19 protein-coding genes and 1 riboswitch are annotated in these 20,455 nt (G+C 31.7%); of the genes, 18 read left to right on the forward strand and 1 reads right to left on the reverse strand.

The window, feature by feature from the left end; genetic code table 11:
- Positions 1–150: 150 nt before the first annotated feature.
- Positions 151–381 (reverse strand): hypothetical protein, encoded by a 231-nt coding sequence (locus DP68_RS03030; RefSeq protein WP_035305883.1) that lies wholly within the window; start codon positions 379–381, stop codon positions 151–153.
- Between the two features lie 157 nt (positions 382–538).
- On the opposite strand from DP68_RS03030, the gene DP68_RS03035 reads away from it, so the two are divergent.
- From DP68_RS03035 to DP68_RS03120, 18 genes are all read left to right on the forward strand, one after another.
- Entirely contained in the window at positions 539–1,015 is a 477-nt protein-coding gene (locus tag DP68_RS03035; RefSeq protein ID WP_035305886.1) for a DUF2383 domain-containing protein, read from the forward strand.
- 162 nt (positions 1,016–1,177) lie between these two features.
- A complete protein-coding gene (locus DP68_RS03040; protein ID WP_035305889.1) occupies positions 1,178–1,891 on the forward strand; it encodes a hypothetical protein in 714 nt (237 codons plus the stop codon).
- A gap of 110 nt (positions 1,892–2,001) precedes the next feature.
- A complete protein-coding gene (locus tag DP68_RS03045) occupies positions 2,002–2,304 on the forward strand; it encodes a hypothetical protein (protein WP_035305891.1) in 303 nt (100 codons plus the stop codon).
- A gap of 319 nt (positions 2,305–2,623) precedes the next feature.
- Positions 2,624–2,707, forward strand: a riboswitch (cyclic di-GMP riboswitch).
- A 158-nt stretch (positions 2,708–2,865) separates the two neighbouring features.
- The gene (locus DP68_RS03050) at positions 2,866–4,887 is read left to right on the forward strand and encodes a methyl-accepting chemotaxis protein (RefSeq protein ID WP_052085611.1); all 2,022 of its coding nucleotides are present in this window, start codon (positions 2,866–2,868) and stop codon (positions 4,885–4,887) included.
- 98 nt (positions 4,888–4,985) lie between these two features.
- Entirely contained in the window at positions 4,986–5,750 is a 765-nt protein-coding gene (locus DP68_RS03055) for a tRNA threonylcarbamoyladenosine dehydratase (protein ID WP_035305894.1), read from the forward strand.
- A gap of 169 nt (positions 5,751–5,919) precedes the next feature.
- The gene (locus DP68_RS03060) at positions 5,920–6,615 is read left to right on the forward strand and encodes a SprT family zinc-dependent metalloprotease (protein WP_035305897.1); all 696 of its coding nucleotides are present in this window, start codon (positions 5,920–5,922) and stop codon (positions 6,613–6,615) included.
- Positions 6,616–6,919: 304 nt separating this feature from the next.
- On the forward strand, positions 6,920–7,801 hold the full coding sequence (locus tag DP68_RS03065) for a cation diffusion facilitator family transporter (protein ID WP_035305900.1): 882 nt from the start codon (positions 6,920–6,922) through the stop codon (positions 7,799–7,801).
- Between the two features lie 152 nt (positions 7,802–7,953).
- Positions 7,954–9,600 (forward strand): hydroxylamine reductase, encoded by a 1,647-nt coding sequence (hcp, locus tag DP68_RS03070; RefSeq protein ID WP_081957068.1) that lies wholly within the window; start codon positions 7,954–7,956, stop codon positions 9,598–9,600.
- 307 nt (positions 9,601–9,907) lie between these two features.
- Positions 9,908–10,501 carry a hypothetical protein gene (locus DP68_RS03075; protein WP_291546991.1) on the forward strand — a complete coding sequence of 198 codons (594 nt, stop codon included), beginning with the start codon at positions 9,908–9,910 and terminating at the stop codon, positions 10,499–10,501.
- A gap of 185 nt (positions 10,502–10,686) precedes the next feature.
- The gene (locus DP68_RS03080; protein ID WP_035305903.1) at positions 10,687–12,267 is read left to right on the forward strand and encodes a D-aminoacylase; all 1,581 of its coding nucleotides are present in this window, start codon (positions 10,687–10,689) and stop codon (positions 12,265–12,267) included.
- 21 nt (positions 12,268–12,288) lie between these two features.
- The gene (locus tag DP68_RS03085; RefSeq protein ID WP_035305905.1) at positions 12,289–13,623 is read left to right on the forward strand and encodes a TRAP transporter large permease subunit; all 1,335 of its coding nucleotides are present in this window, start codon (positions 12,289–12,291) and stop codon (positions 13,621–13,623) included.
- A 319-nt stretch (positions 13,624–13,942) separates the two neighbouring features.
- Positions 13,943–14,695 carry an IclR family transcriptional regulator gene (locus DP68_RS03090; protein WP_035305909.1) on the forward strand — a complete coding sequence of 251 codons (753 nt, stop codon included), beginning with the start codon at positions 13,943–13,945 and terminating at the stop codon, positions 14,693–14,695.
- Between the two features lie 109 nt (positions 14,696–14,804).
- Positions 14,805–15,824, forward strand: a complete 1,020-nt coding sequence (locus DP68_RS03095) for a sialidase family protein (RefSeq protein WP_291546993.1) — start codon at positions 14,805–14,807, stop codon at positions 15,822–15,824.
- Positions 15,825–15,876: 52 nt separating this feature from the next.
- Positions 15,877–16,791 (forward strand): dihydrodipicolinate synthase family protein, encoded by a 915-nt coding sequence (locus DP68_RS03100; RefSeq protein ID WP_035305912.1) that lies wholly within the window; start codon positions 15,877–15,879, stop codon positions 16,789–16,791.
- Between the two features lie 48 nt (positions 16,792–16,839).
- Positions 16,840–17,829: a tripartite tricarboxylate transporter substrate binding protein gene (locus tag DP68_RS03105; protein ID WP_035305914.1), complete on the forward strand. Its 990-nt coding sequence runs from the start codon at positions 16,840–16,842 to the stop codon at positions 17,827–17,829.
- Positions 17,830–17,851: 22 nt separating this feature from the next.
- Complete coding sequence (locus DP68_RS03110; protein ID WP_291546999.1) at positions 17,852–18,403, forward strand: tripartite tricarboxylate transporter TctB family protein; 552 nt, start codon at positions 17,852–17,854, stop codon at positions 18,401–18,403.
- Positions 18,404–18,421: 18 nt separating this feature from the next.
- Positions 18,422–19,933: a tripartite tricarboxylate transporter permease gene (locus DP68_RS03115; protein ID WP_035305920.1), complete on the forward strand. Its 1,512-nt coding sequence runs from the start codon at positions 18,422–18,424 to the stop codon at positions 19,931–19,933.
- A gap of 2 nt (positions 19,934–19,935) precedes the next feature.
- Positions 19,936–20,373, forward strand: coding sequence for a YhcH/YjgK/YiaL family protein (locus tag DP68_RS03120; RefSeq protein ID WP_035305923.1), 438 nt, complete (start codon positions 19,936–19,938; stop codon positions 20,371–20,373).
- Positions 20,374–20,455 lie beyond the last annotated feature (82 nt).

A 20,455-nucleotide genomic window follows, 5' to 3' on the forward strand; every position in this document is an offset into this window, starting at 1 on the left:
TTACTTTGTTGTATATTTTTTTATATTTTGAAGTTGTCCAATGTTATAATAATAGCATAGATGTGGTTGAAAAGCCATTTTTAAACAAATAAAAAACCCTTAAAGTGTTTAAGTTTAAGGGTTCTACTGTTTAATAGTTGTAGTAAAGTTTTATGTTTCAAGATCCTCTGGATGATCATAATAAGTATTTTGAGGTATATCTGTGTAGGCAATTCCATCTGGAAGACCTACCACATAGTGAAAGGTATTTTCACCTGGATTGGATTGAGGGTCATAACTATTTGTGTATGTACCAATAAGTAGCCAACCCTCTTTTAATCTTTTATTTGTATCACTCATAATGGTCAAATCTTCAACCTTCTTAATATTTGTAAAATCCATAATAAACACCTCTTTATATTTCTTTTCCGCTTAATTACAGCGTTTTTAATACACTTTAATTATTTTGTGAAGATATATAATCAATTATTCCTATAACAAATGAAAGTTATAGAATAATAAGAATTCTGACTACAGACAATATGGTGAGGTGAAAAAAATGATTACAAAATCAGGGAATGATATGAAGGAAATTAATAAGTTTTTAAAAGGAATACATATGGGTGGAAGTACGTTTAAAGATTATCTTACTAAGGCTGAAGACTTAGAACTTAAAAATGAACTAAAAACAATTCTAGAATCTTTCAAAAGACATGAAGAGGCTATAACCAATATAATAGAAAAAATAGGCGGAGATGCCGCAGATACTCTTGGGTTAATGGGAACTATGGGAGAATTCTTTGAAAAGGTTAAATTAATACCTGTAAATACAGATTTAGAAGTTTGCCAGCATGCCATAAAGGCTATGGAAATGGGTATATATCAAGGTGGGAAATTTATAGATGAAAATGAGGACTTAGATTTAAGTTTATTAGAAGAAGTAAAGGCTGTTGTAAGTGACTATGGCAATCAGTTAAGAAGAGTAAAAAAAATAATGAAAAAATATGAAAATAATAATACTACTAGACTGCACTAATAAACTATATCATAACTTAAAATGTCCCATTAGGTTTATTTTGAACTAATGGGGCATTTTAAATTTTATTAAATAAGAATTGTACACCTCAAAAATAACAAGTTTATACGTATATATTAAAAGATAAGTTACAAGAGATTTAGTACAAAAGGTGGAATATAAGTGAGCAATACTGGAGCTTTTGAGGATGCGCAATTAGTAGAAGAAGAAATATTAGAGGATTATGTAAGAGGTAAAGAAAGTTTTAATCTTTATGAAATATATAAAATTACATTAAATTTGTGTGATATCATAGAAAAATTTCATAAAGAAGATTTTTTTATTACTCTTAGAGAACTAAATCCGCGTAATATAATTATTATGGAAAATAATAAGGTTAAAATAGTTAAAAAAAACAGCTATTCACATATGCTGCTCAATAAGAATGATAATTTAAGAAACTATAAATTATGGAAGCTTAGTAAACAAAATGATTTATACAACGTAGGCAAGATTATGTATTTTATGGCTACTGGAAAGATGCCGCGTACAGTGTTAGATATTTTTATAGAAGATAATTATCCAGAGAATATAGATAAAAATTTAAAAAACATAATATATAAATGCTTTGAAGGAAATGATAAAAATACATATTTTTCAGTTGAGGATCTTAGTAGAGAAATTTCCATGGAAATATTAAGAGGTATTAAACATAGAGAAATTATTGATTTGAGAAATTTAAATGCTGAATTGGCAGTTGGTAGACAAAGAAAAAAAGTAAAAGTAAGATCTAATAAAACTATAGATTTTTGTAAAGGGTTGGGTTATTTAAAAGACATTATAGGAAGAACAGGAGCAAAAGACATTTTGACTTTTGTAAGAAGTCATATTTTATAAAAAGATTCAAAGAGCATCAATAAACATTGATGTTGATTTATATAAAATAGTTTGTAATAAGATTCCTTTAAAAATAATATAATTTAATAAAAATATAGGGGGATTTTATTATGGATAATTTAATAACATTAGACTATCTTTCAACATTCGGAGGTATGGTGGCTGTAGTTGTACTTATTACTGAATTTACAAAAGATTTAATTGACAAGGTATTTAAAGGGCTGCCTACAAAATATGTAGCTTTTATATACTCATTAATACTTATTATAGGATATCAAATTATGTCGGGTACATTTGATATATCTAAGCTGTTATTAACTTTTATTAATGCTATTTTAATTACCATGACAGCACAAGGTGGTTATGAATGGGTATTCAAACCTATAGAAGAAAAATCACATAAAAGTAAATAAATTAGAAAATGAGAGAAATCATTAAGGACGGAAAAATTAAATATCCGACTTTAATGATTATTTTTTTTGTTAGTAATGTATGAGTTGATTAATGATTTAAGTATTATGTTATTTGGTTTAGTAACAACGATAAAATTTTGAATTTAAATATAAAAGTTTGGTAAAATTAAAAAATTTACAAAATATAAAAATCAAATATATGTCGAAAAGTTTTGTACCAAAAGGTATTGTGTAAAATATACTTAAATGGTATAATTTACACAAGTATGTTTAAATTGTGTGGAAATACTTAATCATTAGAAATAAAAATATATACATTAATTTAAGAGGGCAAACTTATCGAAAGATAAGGACGCAAAGCCAAGGGCCTAAATTGAAAAAAATATGGCAGCCGGTTGCATAGTGTTGTTAGTAACCCCTTTTATTTGTGTTTTTCAAATAAAAGGGGTTTTTATTTTTGAAAGGAGGTATTAAAGATGTTAGAAAAAATATATTAATTTCAAACTGAAAAATAGAAATATATCAAAAGCAAAATAATTAGCATGAGACGGGGGCATCAGAATGAAAAGAATTAGAATTAAGAATATTAAAAGTTCTAAGAGTGTCAAAACAAAGATGATAGTATGCTTTTCCATATTGATTTTATTTTCCTCTATTTCGCTAGGGGTGATTTCTATAGTTAGAGCCAGCAATTCTCTTACTGTAGAAGCAGAAAAATCACTGCTTTCTCTATCCAAGGAAGGATCAAAAGTAATACAAAGTAGAATTGAAGTTCAAAAAAAGGCTTTGGAGATGATAGCACTAAGATCAGACATTCAAGGTATGGATTGGAAGATTCAGCAGCCTATACTAAAAAGGCAAGTACAAAGAGCAAATTTTCTTGACATTGCTATTGTTGGTCTTGATGGAACTGCTCATTATTCAAATGGAACAACTAGTAAATTAGGTGATAGAGATTACGTGAAAAAAGCTTTAAATGGTCAAGTAAATGTATCTGACTTGTTAGTTAGTCGTGTGACAAATGAGATTGTTCTTATGTATGCTGCTCCCATTGAAAGGGATGGGAAAGTAGTTGGAGCTTTAATAGGTCGTAGAAATGGGGATTCTGTAAGCAAAGTTATAGATGATACTGGATATGGTAAAGAAGGATACGGCTATGTCATTAATAGCAATGGAACAGTAGTTGGTCATCCAGACAGAGAGAAGGTCTTAAATCAATACAATCCAATTAATGAAGCAAAAAATGATGAAAATCAGAAATCAGTAGCAACAATGATTGAAAAGGTACTTCAGGAAAATACGGGAGTTAGTTCCTATTCTTTTAATGGGAATGATATGTACGCTGGGTATGCTCCTATTGAAGGTACTAACTGGATGCTTATTATCACTGCTAATCAAAAGGAAGTTTTGTCTGAGGTTCCGAAACTAATAAGTGTTATCGTGTCAGTTATGTTTATTGTTTTGGTAATAAGCATCATTATTACATATTTAATCGGCAGTTCAATTGTAAAACCTATTATTAAAATAGTAAAACAATCAGAAAAGATAGCTAATTTGGATATTACTGAGGATATTTCTCAAAATTATATAAATAAAAAAGATGAAATTGGAACTTTAGCCACTGCATTACAAAATATAATTAATAGCCTTAGAGAAATAATTAAAGAAATAGGGAATTCTTCAGAACAAGTGGCTAGTGCTTCGGAAGAATTGACAGCTGCATCACAACAATCCGCCACTGCTGCAGAAGAGGTTTCCAAAACTGTTGAGGAAATAGCAATGGGTGCTTCAGAGCAAGCACGAAATACAGAAACAGGTTCTTTAAAGGCTGATTTGTTAGAAAAAACTATTGAAAAAGATCAAAGTAATATGCAAAATTTAAATGCTGCTTCAAATAAGGTAACAGAGGTTGTTGAAGAAGGATTAAGAGAAATAGATAAACTATCTAAAATAACTGAAGAAAGCAATAATGCAACAAAAGGGATTTTTGAGATTATATTAAAGACAAATGATAGTTCTATTAAAATTGGACAAGCAAGTGATGTAATTGCCTCCATAGCAGAACAAACTAATTTGTTGGCTCTAAATGCAGCTATAGAAGCTGCAAGAGCAGGAGAAGCAGGTAAGGGGTTTGCGGTAGTTGCAGAGGAAATAAGAAAGTTAGCTGAGCAATCGTCAACTTCTACAAAGGATATTGATAAAATTGTTAATGAATTGCAAAGGAATGCTGAAGATGCTGTAAGTACAATGAAAAGGGTATCAGTCATAACTGATGAGCAGACAAATAGTGTAATCAATAGCAAAGATAAATATATGTTAATTGCTGAATCAATGGAAGAAGTAGAAAAAATAATAGAACAGTTAAATATTTCAGGAGAAGAAATGGAAAAAATAAAAGATGAAATACTAAATACTTTAAAAAATCTTGCTGCTATTGCTGAGGAAAATGCTGCATCTACAGAGCAAGTAACAGCTTCTATTGAAGAACAAGCTGCTTCGATAGAAGAAATTGCAAGTTCCAGCGAAGGAATGTCAGAGCTAGCACAAAATTTACAATCTATCATCATGAGATTTAAATTGTAAAATATAGTCGCCATAATAAAATTTGTTTTATAGTATTTAAATTAAACTAATGTTGATATATAATATATACTGATTAAAGTACTAAAGGAGAGAAAAATATGGCACAGCATTCATTGTCAAGAACGGAGCTTTTAGTAGGGAAAGAAGGTCTTGAAAAACTTAAAAATAGTAAAGTTGTAGTATTTGGTGTTGGTGGAGTTGGCAGCTTTACAGTAGAGGCACTTGCAAGAGCTGGAGTTGGAAGTATAGTTATTGTAGATGACGATGCTGTTTGTTTAACTAATATAAATAGACAGATTATTGCCACTCTAAAAACTGTGGGTAAACCTAAGGTTGAGGTTGCTCGTGAAAGAATTTTAGATATAAATAGGGAATGCAATGTAATAGCACACAGAACTTTTGTTACTGAAGAAAATATTGGTGAGATTATAACTGAGGATGTTGATTATGTGGTTGATGCCATAGATACAGTTTCCTCAAAAATTGCACTTGTACTTTGGTGCCAGGAGCATAATAAGAAGATTATTTGCTCAATGGGAACAGGAAACAAGTTTGACCCAACTCAATTTAAAATTGCTGATATATATAATACAAAAGTTTGTCCTCTTGCTAAGGTTATGAGACATGAACTTAAGAAAAGAGGAGTAAAGAAGCTTAAAGTATTATACTCTGAAGAAATTCCAACAAGGCCAAAAGAAGATGAAGTTGTAACTTGTAAGGGAGGCTGTGTTTGCACAGCAGAAAGCAGTAAAAGATGCTCCATAAAGAGACAAATTCCAGGAAGCATTTCTTTTGTGCCTCCAGTAGCTGGAATGATTATTGGGGGAGAAGTTATAAAGAACCTATTGGGAATAAGTAAATAATTATTATTAAAAAGGATGGGGATTTAATATCTTCTATCCTTTTTCTATATGTATGTTTATTTATCATTAACATTATTTAATATATATTGTTATTAGTATGATATTTAAGTTAAGATTAAATAAAATAGATTAAAAAATAAAGTTGGCAGTGAACTAAGGAGAAGCTAAAGTGACAAGTTTGATAATTGATGATATAGAAATTTGGGTACAAAAGAAGAAAATGAAAAATATATATTTGAGAGTGGAAGCTCCCCAAGGAAGGGTACAAGTCTCAGCCCCTAAAAATATGAAAGATGAAGCTATTAAAATGTTTCTTATTTCTAAAATGCCATGGATAAAAAAACACAAGGATAAATATAAAAATCAGCCTAAACAATGCATTCGAGAATATGTATCAGATGAAAGTGTATATCTTTGGGGAAGGAAATACGTTCTTGAGGTGGTTTATTTAAATAAGAATAACGATATAAAGATTAATGGAGATAAGCTTATATTGCAAGTGCGTGAAAATAGCACAGTGGAGCAGCGAGAAAAGTTATTAAATGAATGGTACCGTGAAAATATTAAAAGTGAAATACCTAAGCTTTTGGAGAAGTGGCAGAAAATCATAGGTGTTACAGCTGAAGAATGGGGAGTTAAGAATATGAAAACACGGTGGGGGACTTGCAATGTAAGAGATAAGCGTATATGGCTTAATTTACAGTTAACCAAAAAGCCTCCAAAGTGCCTTGAATATGTTATTGTGCATGAATTAGTTCATTTGCTTGAGAAGAGTCATAATAATATCTTTATAGGTTATATGGATAAGTTTATGCCAAATTGGAGAGGAATTAAAAAAGAACTGAATACATTTATAGAAGATTGAAGTCAATACTTTATGATATTGGCTTTTTTTATATTTTTAAATTAAGAGTGTGAATAAAGTTTTTAATGTAGTTGAAGTAATCTTGTGAAAATATTTAATAAATAAATTAGATTATCATTATCAATTGAAATTAAAATTCACCTTAAAAAGTAGTGACAAATCAATAGATGTTAGCATATAATATCTATTGTAAAATCAAAACAACATTATCAATTGATAATGTTGTTGAGGTGTTGAATGCTTTGAATTATGTTTTACATTAAATAAAAATAAATAATATTAATTTGTAAAAAGGAGTGCTAGTATGAATCATAATATGAAAAGAGTTAAGAATGTCTTACTTATTATATTATTTGCAAATATTTTTGTTGCGGTACTTAAAATTGTAATTGGATCTATTGCTAAAAGTACAAGTTTAACAGCTGATGGGTTTCATTCGCTTTCTGATGGAGCTTCTAATATTGTAGGATTAGTAGGTATTTGGTTTGCTTCAAAACCCGTTGATGAAGAACATCCTTATGGGCATAAAAAATTTGAAACTCTTGCAGGTCTTTTTATTGGGGGGATGCTGACTATAGTTGGAGTAAAGGTAGTTGCTGGAGCATTTCAAAAATTTAATAATCCAGTTACACCTAATATAACTCTAGAAAGTATAATTGCCTTATTTATAACTCTTTTGATAAACATATTTGTAAGCAAGATTGAATATAGCGAAGGAAAAAAACTAAGCAGTCAGATTCTTATATCTGACTCTATGCATACAAGGTCAGATATTTATGTTTCTATTGGAGTTATAATAACCCTTATAGGTATTAAAATTGGATTACCTCCAGTAATTGATCCGATAGCATCACTAGTAGTAGGTGGTTTTATATTCCATGCTGCTTATGAAATATTTTCTGATACCAGTGGAGTGCTAGTGGATAAGGCGGTTATAGATGCAGAAAAGATAAAGAATATAGCCCTTGAATTTGAAGAGGTTAAGGATGCACATAATGTGAGAAGTAGGGGTACAGAGGATGAAATGTATATAGATTTTCACATAATGGTAGATGCCTATATGAGTGTTGAGGATTCACATACTCTTGCTATTAATATTGAAAATAGAGTAAAAGAAGAGCTAGGTGAAAAATCTCAAGTTATACTTCATTTAGAGCCTTACTATGAAGGGAAACAACGTTTATAGATGTTAGTATAAACTAAAATGAAAATGAATAAATTGTTAAAAATTAGATGTTTTTGTAAAAATTATAGGTTAATGTCGGTTTTTTGTTGCATATTATATTAGTTAATTGTAAAATAATAATAAAATACTTTGAAAATTCAGGAGGATTATATATGCAACAAGAAATGTTTTGTTATCAATGCGAACAAACCGCAGGAGGTAAGGGTTGTACTAAAATAGGGGTTTGTGGAAAGACACCAGAAATTGCTGCAATGCAGGACTTGTTAATTTATCAACTAAAAGGAATTAGCTCATATGTTGTTAAATTAATAGAAAAGGGAGAAAAGCTAGATAAGTCATTGATTTCATTTGTTGAAGATTCATTATTTATGACATTAACCAATGTAAATTTTGATCCTGAAACTCATTTGGACATGCTAAAAAAATCTCAAAAGATTAAAGAAGAAATTAGGAGAAAAGTTGGACAAGAAGATATAAATAGTGAAGAAGCATTGTACGATCTAAGCAATTCTAAAGAAGAAATTCTTGAGGATGCTAAAAAAGCAGGAATTATGTATGATAAAAACTTAGATGAGGATATTCGTTCCGTTAGAGAAACTATAAAGTATGGTTTGAAAGGAATTGCAGCTTATGCTCATCAAGCAAGATTTATAAAATATAATAATGATGAAGTGGATGAATTTTACTTTAAAGCTCTAAAAGCTTTAATTGATGATAGCTTAACTCTTCAGGATCTTATAGGATACTTAATAAAAACTGGAGAGATGAGCGTTAAGGTTATGGAGGTATTAGATAAAGCTAATAATGAAAAATATAGCTCTCCTTCTCCTAGGAAAGTAAATGTAAATATAAAGAAGGGACCATTTATTGTGGTTTCTGGACATGATTTAAGGGACTTAGAAATGTTACTAGAGCAAACGGATGGTAAGGGTATAAATATTTATACTCATGGTGAAATGCTGCCATCTCATGGATATCCTGAATTAAATAAGTATCCTCATTTAGTAGGTAATTTTGGAGGCGCTTGGCAAAATCAGCAAAAGGAATTTGATGATATACCAGGTTGTATCTTGATGACAACAAATTGCTTAATGAAACCAAGAGATTCTTATAAAGATAGAATTTTTTCAACAAGCGTTGTTGGATGGGATGGTATTAAGCACATACCTAAAGATGAAAATGGATATAAGGATTTTTCTGAGGTGATAAACAAGGCATTGGAATTAGGTGGATTTAAGGAAGATGAAGAAGTTAAAGAAATTTTAGTAGGTTTTGGACATAAGGCAACTTTAGGTCATGCTGAAACAATTATAAATGCAGTTAAGGATGGAAAAGTTAAACATTTCTTCTTGATAGGTGGATGCGATGGTGCAAAGCCTGGAAGAAACTATTATACAGAGTTTGCGGAAAAAGTACCTAAGGATTGTATTATACTTACTTTAGCTTGTGGTAAGTATCGTTTCAATAAATTAGAGTTTGGAGAAGTGGCAGGGCTTCCAAGATTACTTGATGTAGGTCAGTGTAATGATGCTTATTCAGCGGTTAGAATAGCTTTAGCGTTAGCGGATGCATTTAACTGTGGAGTTAATGATTTACCATTGTCAATAATTTTATCTTGGTATGAGCAAAAGGCTGTAGCTGATTTATTAGCATTACTTTCATTAGGAGTAAAAGGAATGTATATTGGACCGAGCTTACCAGCTTTCTTAAGTCCTAATGTATTACAATTCCTAGTTGATAATTTTGATATTAGGCCAATTAGCACACCAGAAGATGATTTGAAAGAGCTATTAGGATAAGAAGAATAAGGAAAAGCATCTGTTTTTGAAGTGCGCCCCAAATGTTAGACAAAATCTAGCACTTGGAGGTGCATTTTTATATGAGTGGATAAAAATTATTAATGGGTTATTATAATAAGATATTATATTTAAACTTATTATTTAGCAAAATATAATATAAGGAAAATATTATGTTTTGGAAGTGATTATTATAAAAAATCATGTTAAGATATTAATCGTAAAGCTTGTACTTTTTATTGAGTTAATTATATATTGTGCATTTATCTATATTGATTACACTAATAATTTTAAAACAGTGTACTCATCTGTGTTAAAGTATTTTGGAATACTATTGTGTTTGTTTTTATCTATTCTAATAGGAAGCAACGGACATGATAAAATGGATACTATATTTTTAAGATTGGCAATTTTTCTTACTGCTTTAGCCGATTTGTGTATGATAATTTTAGGCTTAAATGAATTAGGCATAATGATTTTTTGCTTAGTACAAATTACTTACATAATACGTCATAGGAGGGCTGTAGAGCGAAGATATAATTTAAACTTTTTAGTAGTTACTATTATATTTATTATCTTAATAGTTATATCTCTTGCAAATAATTTACTTATAGAAGACCTAGGATATGAAGGTATAAAAAAGGTCACTCTGATTATAGGATTTATTTATGCAGTTATTTTACTTTATAGCGTCTATACAGGATGGAAAACTCTTAAGGGAGCTTTTTATCCAATGTATAGTAGGTACTTAGTTGTAATAGGTATGACTTTGTTTTTGCTTTGTGATATAAACGTGGCGTTATCAGTTATATTAAAAGACTTATCTATATTGATATGGATATTTTATCTCCCATCACAGATTTTACTGGTCCTAAGTGGATATAATAGAAAAACTTTAAAATAAGAAGCTTCCTAATTTGGAGGCTTTTTTCATATATATTAACGTAATAAAAGACAAATAAATTTCATATATTACTATAACCCACAAAGGAAGAGAGTTGAGTTGTTTAATACTTAACTTGAGGTGTATAAGGTCTTTCATTAACAATATGAAAGAAGCTTTATAAATAATGTTTGGGGGTGCTAGCTATGTATGATTTTGTTCTAAAAGACGGTCTAGTAGTGGACGGTACAAGGAAGATTCCTTATAAGGCCACTGTGTGCATTAAAGGCGATAGAATTGTAGAAATCACTAAAAATCAAAATGTTACGGGTAGTAAAATAATTAACTGTGAGGGAAAAGTTATTTCACCGGGATTTATTGACCTTCACACCCACTCAGATGCATGTCCTCTCAATTCAAAAGAAGCAGAAAGTATGCTATATCAAGGAGTTACATTAGAAATTACAGGAAACTGTGGCATTTCTTTAGTTCCATCAAATGAATCAAAAAGAAAAGAAATTAGAGAGTTTTTTTCTAGAACAATTGAGATAATTCCTGAAGATACATCTTTAAAAATGGATAGTATGAAAGACTATGTTGAAATTGCAAGTAAGAAGCAATTGACAATTAATAGTGGTACCTTAATTGGCCATGGCACACTTAGAGCTTGCGTGGTAGGTTTTGATGATAGAGAAGCTACTGCTGAAGAACTTCATAAGATGAAGAATATCCTTGATATGGAATTAAAAAATGGAGCATATGGTATGTCTTTAGGGCTAATTTACCCACCAAGCAGTTATGGAAAATTAGATGAGTTCATAGAACTTGCAAAGGTAATAAAGGAAAATCAAGGTATACTTACTGTACATTTACGCAATGAAAGCAATTTAGTATTTGAAGCTGTTGATGAAATGATTAAAGTAGCTGAAAGTACAGGTGTTCATTTGCACATTTCACATTTAAAGCTCATTGGTAAACCGCAATGGGGAAATTCAGAAAAACTTCTCAATAATATTAAAGCAGCACGTCAAAGAGGATGTACTATTACTTGTGATCAATATCCCTATGAAGCAACGTCTACAGGACTTTCAGCACTTGTACCTGGTTGGGCTCAGGATGGCGGCAATTCAAGGATGTTAGAAAGACTTAAAGCAAAGGACTCTAGGCTGCTTTTAGATATTAAAAGCGAGATGGAACGACGTGGGGGAGCAAGTAAAGTAGGGATTTCTTCTACACATGGACATATTACCAAATTTGATGGAAAAAACATTGAAGAAATTGCAAAGATTTTTAAATTATCACCAGAGGAGGCTGTAATTGAAGTTTTACTTAAGTGCAGCGGTGAGACATCAGCCATATATTATTCACTAAGTTTAGAGGATGTGCTTAATATTATGAAGGAAATAGATATAGCCGTAGGAAGCGACGGGTATAACTTTAGTTATGATTTAAGCTATAATCCACATCCTAGATGTTTTGGAACATTTCCGAGATTTTTGCAGATGATCCGTGAAAATAATTTAATGTCATTAGAGGATGCTGTATATAAAATTACAGGGCTTCCTGCCAGTATTATTAAATTACAGGATCGAGGAACGCTAAAAGTTAATAATATTGCTGATATAACTGTATTTGATTTTAATGAAATAAAAGATATGTCTACATTCATACATTCTCCTGTAAAGCCTGTAGGAATTAACCATGTTTTTATAGCTGGTAATCCTGAGCTTCTTAACGACGTAAGAACTGAAAATAAAAAAGGCAGAATTCTATTAAAAGATAATTAAAATTTCGAAGGGGGAAGGAAAATGGAATTAGGAAAATATGCATTGATTTCAGCTCCGTCGCTAATAGCACTATTACCGTTACTAGCCTATTTGATAATGGTTTTTAGAAATAAATCCAATTTATCGGGTTTGATTATTGGTGTAATTGTAGCTGCAATTTTAACTGGACAGGGAGTTAAAAGTCTAGCCGGAATATTTGTCACTTCATTAGGTTCATTTTTGGCAATAATAGGAATTATAATTATGTGTGGAAGTGGGCTTGGCTACTTGATGAATAAAACAAAGGTAAGTCAAACACTTGTATACTGGATTGTAAAGGGAATTGGAGTCAACACTGAAAAAAAGGGTATGGCAGCAGTTATAATTAGTTCCATTGTTATATGTGGATTACTTGGAACATTAGCTGGCGGCAATGCAATTATTGCTCCTGTTATTATTCCTGTTGTAGCTGCAGTTGGACTTACTCCAAGTACTGTATGTGCTTTGTTTAAAGTTGCTGGAGAAGTTGGATTAATTATGGGACCGCTAACTGGGGTTACTATTGCCACTATGGGTATTACAGGGCTTTCTTACGGTAAATTAATGCTTTGGGCTGTTATTCCATTTAGTATCGTATGGATTGGTGCTACAGTTTTTGCAGCAAATAAAATTCAAAAGAAGCTAAAAGGCGTTGAAGTATATGAGATAACTGAAGACATGATTGATATTAATAAAATGGTTGTAAGTATAGAGCAAAAACGAACAACAATATTATTTTTAATAGTATTTGCTATTTTAGTTGGGTATGGGGTCGTTACAAAACAGGGCACAAATTATGCCATTATTGTAATGTTAATTTTATCTGCAATTCTTACCATTAGCAGCAGAATTGAAATTGATTCAGCAATTGATACATTTGTTGAAGGTGCATCAAAGATGACAAACATGTTCTTTGTGTTTATTTTCTTTGAAGTAATGTTTAGCATGATAAATATTGGCGGTGGATTTGATGCTTTAGGTAAGCTTCTAACAGGATTAGTTGCTGGTGGAGGAAAGGCAGGCGTTTTAATTATTGCTTCTTTAGTTGGAGGATTTGGTATTGAAGCAGCTGCAGTTGCTGAAATTACAATAGTACACAAAATGTTTATAGATCTAGTTAATTCAGTTGGATTGCCAATGCAAATATGGGCCACAGCAATACTAGCAGCTACAAGAATTACAGGTTCTTTATATCCAACTGCAAATCTTGCAGGGCAGTTAGGTATAGCACGCTGCAGCAATACCAAAACGGTTTTAAAGGCGACCTGGGTTGGAGCGGCTGCACTTTGGATTTGGGTTATGGTTTGGGCGTTCATTGGACCGATATTAGCAGGATAAAAATAAATAAGATATTATGTTATCTAGGAAAGAACGTTTTACACATTGATGCATTATGAATAAAGGCATACTGTGATAGAGATGAAGAGGGAAATTGTGATTCAATTTCCTTTTTAGTTTTGCAATAAAGTAATCAAGTAGCATTAATTATAATCTATTTTCAATGCTTAGTAGCTAATCCTGGATAATTGCAGAACTTTAAAGCAAAAGAGAATATTCTTACAAAATACTCTTGAAAATATAGTTGTCAAGATGTATACTGTATATAGATGGTAAATTTGGAACAATGTTCAGCATACAAGAACGAAAGAGGTTTGGGATGGAAGATAAAATAAAAGTAAAATCTTTAAAAAAGGCATTAGATATACTTGAATGTTTTTCTCTAGAAGAACTAGAGCTGGGCATTACAGATATAAGCAAAAGGTTAGATATATGTAAAAGTAATGTTCATAACATAATTTCAACTCTAGAAGCTTGTGGGTATATAGAGCAAAACAAGGATAATGAAAAGTATAGATTAGGTCGTAAAATAATCAAATTGTCTCATATTAGTGCAAGAACAATTGGTTTTCAGAGTATTGTTCATAAGTGCGTAAATGAACTTACAGGCAGCATTGGTGAAATTGTATATTTTGGTATACCTGATGGAGAAAATGTTATGTACATGGAGGGTGGATTCCCTGAAAAAGCATATAATATACGATGGATACAGGGACTAACAGCACCACTTGTATGTACTGCCATTGGGAAAGCGATGCTAGCATTTTTGGATGAAAAATTAATAGAGACAATTTTACAAAAGCCACTAACAAAATTTACAGATTATACAATTCTTGATCCAGAAGGAATTAAGGAGCAGCTTAAGAATATACGTAAATTTGGATACAGCATAGACAACATGGAACATGAATATGGCATCAAATGTGTTGGTGTACCAGTATTTGATAAAAACAATGATTTAATTGGTGCATTAAGTACAACGGGCCCATCACTTAGATTTGACGACAAACATATTGAAATTTTTGCAAATATGTTAAAAGAAAAGGCGGAATTAATAAAACGTAACACGTAACCTTTGGGAAAATACATTTTTCCCTAAAAAAATATATAAATATATGAACAATGTTCTATAATGATGAACAACTATAAAGATTTCTAATTACTCTATAGGAGGAATTAAAGTGTATGAGATTATAAGTAGAGAATTTATAACAAATAAAATTATGACGGATATGTGCCATGCTTCCAGTCTATTAAAGTTAAAAAATGGAACTATATTATGTGCATGGTTTGGAGGAAGTAAGGAAGGAAATGATGACGTATCTATATGGATGTCCAAAAGAAAAGACAATACTTGGAGTATACCGGTTAAGATTACAAATGAAAAAAATGTTCATTGGAATCCAGTACTTTTCCAACATAAAAGTGATGAGATAGTATTGTTTTATAAGGTAGGTAAAGAAATTAGCAAGTGGCGGACCATGATTAAAATATCCCATGATGATGGCATCACCTGGGACAAGGCCTATGAGATGGTAAAAGGAGATGAAGGTGGTAGAGGACCTGTTAGAAATAAACCAATTAGATTATCCAACGAAAGAATTTTAGCACCAGGATCATTAGAAGGTGGAATATGGAGTGCGTTCGTTGATTACTCTGACGATGGTGGGGAAACTTGGACTAAAAGTAATAGCATAATTATTGAAGGCATTGTGGGAAGTAAATTTGAGCGTACCGTAAGAGCAGATGAAAGCAATATACAAGTGAGTGAACAGTCATTCTTTGGTAGAGGGGTGATTCAGCCAACATTATGGGAGTCAGTAAAAGGAAATATACATATGCTTTTAAGAAGTACTGAGGGTAAAATATACAGGAGCGATTCAAATGACTATGGAGAAACTTGGATTAAAGCCTATGAAACGTCACTTCCTAATAATAATAGCGGTATTGATTTAGCAAAACTAGAAGATGGTACTTTAGTCCTAGTATATAATCCTATAGGAATTAATTGGGGGGACAGAACACCAATATCTCTTGTAATTTCAAAGGACAATGGTAAAACGTGGAGTAAACTATTAGATTTAGATAGTGGAGAGGGGGAGTTCTCATATCCCGCAATCATAGCAGATGGAGATGAGGTTTTCATTTCTTACACGTGGAAAAGAGAAACAATAGCATTTTGGAGAATTAAAATTAAGTGATTTAATAAATAACTGATTTTAATATAAAGATAAAATTAGGGGAGTGAAAAAGATGATTAATAATTTTCCAGGGGGAGTATGGCCAGTAATGCTTACACCTTTTACGAAAGACAACAAGGTAGATTACAAAGCATTAGAACAACTTATAAATTGGTACATTGATAATGGAGTTTTAGGGTTATTTGCTGTATGTCAATCAAGTGAAATGTTCTCTTTATCATTAGAAGAAAGAGTAGGGATTGCACATTTTGTAAAGGAAAAGGCAGCAGGAAGAGTGCCAGTAATTGCATCAGGTCATGTTTCAGATAGTTTTGATGATCAAGCTAAGGAATTAAATGAAATTGCAACAACTGGTGTCGATGCGATAATATTAATCACAAATCGTCTTGCTAAGGAAGATGAAAGTGATGAAGTGTGGCTTGATAATTTACAAACACTGCTTGAAAAGTTACCTAAGGATATGCCATTAGGATTCTATGAATGTCCATATCCTTACAAGAGAGTGATGACAAAGGAAGTAACAAGATGGTGCGCCGAAACAGGAAGATTTTACTTCTTAAAGGATACAAGCTGTGATATAGAAAATATTAAAGAAAAATTAGAAGTAACAAAAGGTACAAATTTAAAACTTTACAATGCAAACACATCTACATTACTGGAATCGTTGAAGGAGGGTGCAGCTGGATATAGCGGTGTAATGGCTAATATGCAACCTAAACTCTATGTAAAGGTTTGTAACAGCTACAATAAGGAGGACTTAGAAGAACTATCGGATGAACTTACAATATGTTCTTTAATTGAACGACAATATTATCCCGTTAATGCTAAATATTATTTAGAATTAAATGGGTTAGATATTAACATTAACTGTCGTACAAAAGAAGCTGAAGGTCTTACTGAAACATTCAAAAAGGAAGTAAAGATGTTAAAACGTATGACAGAGAAAATGGATAAAAAATATTTATAATATTAAAATAAATATTTGTAAATAAATTTAAATTAAGGGGGAAATAAAATGAAAAAAGGATTATTAAAATCAATTATTTCTATAGCTGCAGTGGCGACAATGGCTGTAGGCTTAACTGCTTGTGGAAGCACAGCGACAAGTACTTCAAAAGCATATCCAAGCAAGGACATTACAGTAATCATTCCTAAGGCACCTGGTGGAGGTACAGATATTTCTACCAGAGGATTAATTCAATATATGAAAGCTAATTTAAAAGATTCAAACTTTGTTCCAACAAACAAGCCAGATGGCGGTGGTGTAACAGGAATGGTAGAAACATCAAAGGCAAAGGCTGATGGCTATACTCTAGGTATGGTTACAGTTGAACTTGCTATGTTCCCACACCAAGGTAAATCACCAGTAACTTATGAAAACTTTGTTCCAATTGTTGCACCAATTGCTGCTCCAGCGGCGCTTGTAGTTCCTAAAGATGCTCCATACAATAGCGTAGATGAATTTGTAGCATATGCTAAGAAAAATCCAGGGAAAATTCAGGTAGGTAATTCAGGTATGGGAGCTATATGGCATATTGCGGCAATTTCTATGGAAGAAAAATACGGAATAAAGCTTAAGCATGTTCCATACCCAAACGGTTCTGCTGATATTGCAGCTGCCTTAGCTGGTAAGCACATAGATGCTACAGTTGCAGATCCATCAAACTTTAAGAGCCAAGTAGATGCAGGTTCACTTAAAATACTTGCTGTAATGGCTGACAAACGTTCAAACCTTTATCCAAATGTTCCTACATTTAAAGAATTAGGGCATGACATGACAATTCGAGCTTGGGCTGTATTAGTTGCTCCAAAGGATACTCCAAAAGAAGTCGTAACTGCTTTAAGAGATGCAGCTAAGAAAACAGTTGAAGATCCAGCATACAAAGAGTACTTTATCAAACAAGGTATAGATCCAGTAAATATTGTTGGTGATGATGTTTATACAATGATGAAGGAAGACCATGAAATGTATAAGGAAATGCTAGCTAAGGTTAAGCTTAACTAGTTAAAAGTATAGTTGTATACGACTGGTATTATGTGCCAGTCGTACACTTCAATTATTAAGACAGGCACATCTTCTCATTTCGCATGTGAATAGAAAGGAGAAATCTATGAATACAATGAAAAAATGGAATAATGTTGTTTCGGTTATAACTGCCATTATTGGATTTTCTATAATTACTTTAGCAAAGAAATTTCCTATAAAGGCTGAAGGAGACCCAGGAGCAGGATTTTGGCCACTTATGCTGGGAACACTTTTGGTAATTTGTGCAATAGTATTATTTATTTCAAATATCATACATAAAGATAAAGAAGAAAAAAAGAACGTGATTTTAAGTTCTGATGCAAATAAATGTGTATATTCAATGATGGGAATAATAGTTATATTTTGTATTGGTTTATATGTGCTAGGGTTTTATATATCAACTCTTATATTTATACCAGTAGTAATGTATATATTAGAGGTTAGAAATAAAAGACTTATGATTATGACTTCAGTACTTACAGTATCAGCTATTTATGTGATATTTGATGTGTTGTTGAAAACACAATTTCCAAGTCCAATATTTTTAAGCTAAAGAAAGGAGGAAAATAAAATGGGTGATATTATATCAGCATTAGGTAATGTTTTTAATTTAGTTAATTTTATAGGCTTAGTATTTGGTACAGTTGTTGGTATTGTAATTGGTGCATTACCGGGACTTTCAGTAAATATGGGTATTGCACTGTTATTTCCCCTTACTTTTGCTTTTCAAGGCATAGGTGGTATTTTAATGCTGCTTGGTATATATTGTGGTGCTATATACGGAGGATCAATTTCTGCAATATTATTAAATACTCCAGGTACACCAGCATCAGCAGCAACTACATTAGATGGGTATCCCATGGCCGTTAAACATGGAGAGCCAGGACGTGCACTAGGACTTTCAACTTTTGGTAGCACATTTGGAGGAGTGTTTAGTACAATTTGCCTTGTAATATTTTCACCTCAACTTGCAAAAGTTGCTGTACAATTTTCTAAACCAGAGTATTTTGCTCTTGCAGTATTTGGAATAAGTATTATCACTAGTGTATCTTCCAAATCTGTTCTAAAAGGACTTATTGGTGGGCTAATTGGATTGTTTATTGCAACCATTGGGATAGATGCAATGAGCGGTATGTTAAGATTTACATTTGGAACAACTTATCTAATGGGAGGAATATCCTTTATTCCAATATTAATAGGATTATTTGCTTTTTCACAAGTGCTAGCAAGTGTGGAAGATTCCTATAAAAAGAAATATATTAAACATAATGTTAAAATTAAACGAGTATTTCCTACATTCAAGGACCTTAAAAGGGTAGCTGTAACACTATTACGTTCTTCATTTATAGGCACTTTTATAGGGTGTATTCCAGGAACTGGTGGAGATATTGCGTCATTTATTTCTTATGATCAGGCCAAACGTTGGTCAAAGTATAAAGACAACTTTGGCAATGGTGAACCAGAAGGCATTGTTGCACCAGAATCAGGTAACAATGCAGTATCCGGTGGAGCTATGATTCCTATGTTAACTCTTGGCATACCAGGTGATGGTGCTACTGCTATTATGCTTGGAGCATTCTTAGTTCAAGGTTTACAGCCAGGACCATTACTATTTACCCAGCATGCACCAGAAGTTTATACAGTATTTATTGGATTATTAGTTGCAAACATTGTAATGGGGTTCTTTGGATTTTCACTAATTAGAGTTTTTGTTAAGGTAATTAATATACCTAATGAAATTCTTCTTCCAATAATATTTAGTTTAACTTTTGTTGGGGCTTATTCTTATAATAACTCAATAATAGACGTTTTTATAATGGTTGCAGCTGGATTTCTAGGATACTTCATGAACAAGATGGACTTTTCAATGTCGTCAATTGTTATTGGTATAATACTTGGAAGCTTAGCAGAAGCAAATTTTAGAGGGGCTTTAATTATGAGTGATGGTGATTTATCAATATTCTTCTCAAGACCAATTTGTGCAGTCTTCTTAATTGTTGCTATAGCTTCATTACTTTCACCATTATATGCACCTTTAGTTAAGAAAATATTTAAGAAAGAAAAATCTACAGTAGGTGCATAAATATGATATTAGATGAATTTAAAAATATAAGTAGGTATACTCCTATAGTTAAAAATCTTGAAAATGCGCTGGATTTTATAAATGCTTCAGGTAAATTATCAGTTGGAAGATATGAATTTGATGGTGGATTTTTAATGGTACAAGATGGGATAACAAATCCTATTGAGGAATGTGATTTTGAGACCCATATACAATACATTGATGTTCAATATGTCTTAGAGGGTAGTGAAATACTGGTTTGGGCAGACAAAAATGACCTTAAGTGTACTACTCAATACGATGAAAAGAAGGATGCTGCATTTTATGAGGGGAAAGGCACAATCATGGAAGCAAAAGCGGGAATGATTTATATTATGTTCCCAAGGGATGCGCATAAAGCTTGCTGCCATGTGGATATGCCTAAAAGATATAAAAAGTACGTGATTAAATTACCAGTGTAGATTGCTAGGTAAATCCATCAAAACTTATTACTTATAAAGCTTATAGTGAAAGTAGGCTTAGAAAAACTCTATAAAATATTAT

This window comes from Clostridium sp. HMP27, from assembly GCF_000765165.1.
Lineage (GTDB): Bacteria > Bacillota > Clostridia > Clostridiales > Clostridiaceae > Clostridium_AK.

Bases quoted from the DNA above. Each gene is read 5' to 3' on its own strand.
- DP68_RS03100 (WP_035305912.1), top strand. From the start codon at position 15,877: ATGATTAATAATTTTCCAGGGGGAGTATGGCCAGTAATGCTTACACCT.
- hcp (WP_081957068.1), top strand. From the start codon at position 7,954: ATGCAACAAGAAATGTTTTGTTATCAATGCGAACAAACCGCAGGAGGT.
- DP68_RS03050 (WP_052085611.1), top strand. From the start codon at position 2,866: ATGAAAAGAATTAGAATTAAGAATATTAAAAGTTCTAAGAGTGTCAAA.
- DP68_RS03035 (WP_035305886.1), top strand. From the start codon at position 539: ATGATTACAAAATCAGGGAATGATATGAAGGAAATTAATAAGTTTTTA.
- DP68_RS03065 (WP_035305900.1), top strand. From the start codon at position 6,920: ATGAATCATAATATGAAAAGAGTTAAGAATGTCTTACTTATTATATTA.
- DP68_RS03085 (WP_035305905.1), top strand. From the start codon at position 12,289: ATGGAATTAGGAAAATATGCATTGATTTCAGCTCCGTCGCTAATAGCA.
- DP68_RS03080 (WP_035305903.1), top strand. From the start codon at position 10,687: ATGTATGATTTTGTTCTAAAAGACGGTCTAGTAGTGGACGGTACAAGG.
- DP68_RS03030 (WP_035305883.1), bottom strand. From the start codon at position 381: ATGGATTTTACAAATATTAAGAAGGTTGAAGATTTGACCATTATGAGT.
- DP68_RS03105 (WP_035305914.1), top strand. From the start codon at position 16,840: ATGAAAAAAGGATTATTAAAATCAATTATTTCTATAGCTGCAGTGGCG.
- DP68_RS03045 (WP_035305891.1), top strand. From the start codon at position 2,002: ATGGATAATTTAATAACATTAGACTATCTTTCAACATTCGGAGGTATG.
- DP68_RS03115 (WP_035305920.1), top strand. From the start codon at position 18,422: ATGGGTGATATTATATCAGCATTAGGTAATGTTTTTAATTTAGTTAAT.
- DP68_RS03055 (WP_035305894.1), top strand. From the start codon at position 4,986: ATGGCACAGCATTCATTGTCAAGAACGGAGCTTTTAGTAGGGAAAGAA.
- DP68_RS03120 (WP_035305923.1), top strand. From the start codon at position 19,936: ATGATATTAGATGAATTTAAAAATATAAGTAGGTATACTCCTATAGTT.
- DP68_RS03090 (WP_035305909.1), top strand. From the start codon at position 13,943: ATGGAAGATAAAATAAAAGTAAAATCTTTAAAAAAGGCATTAGATATA.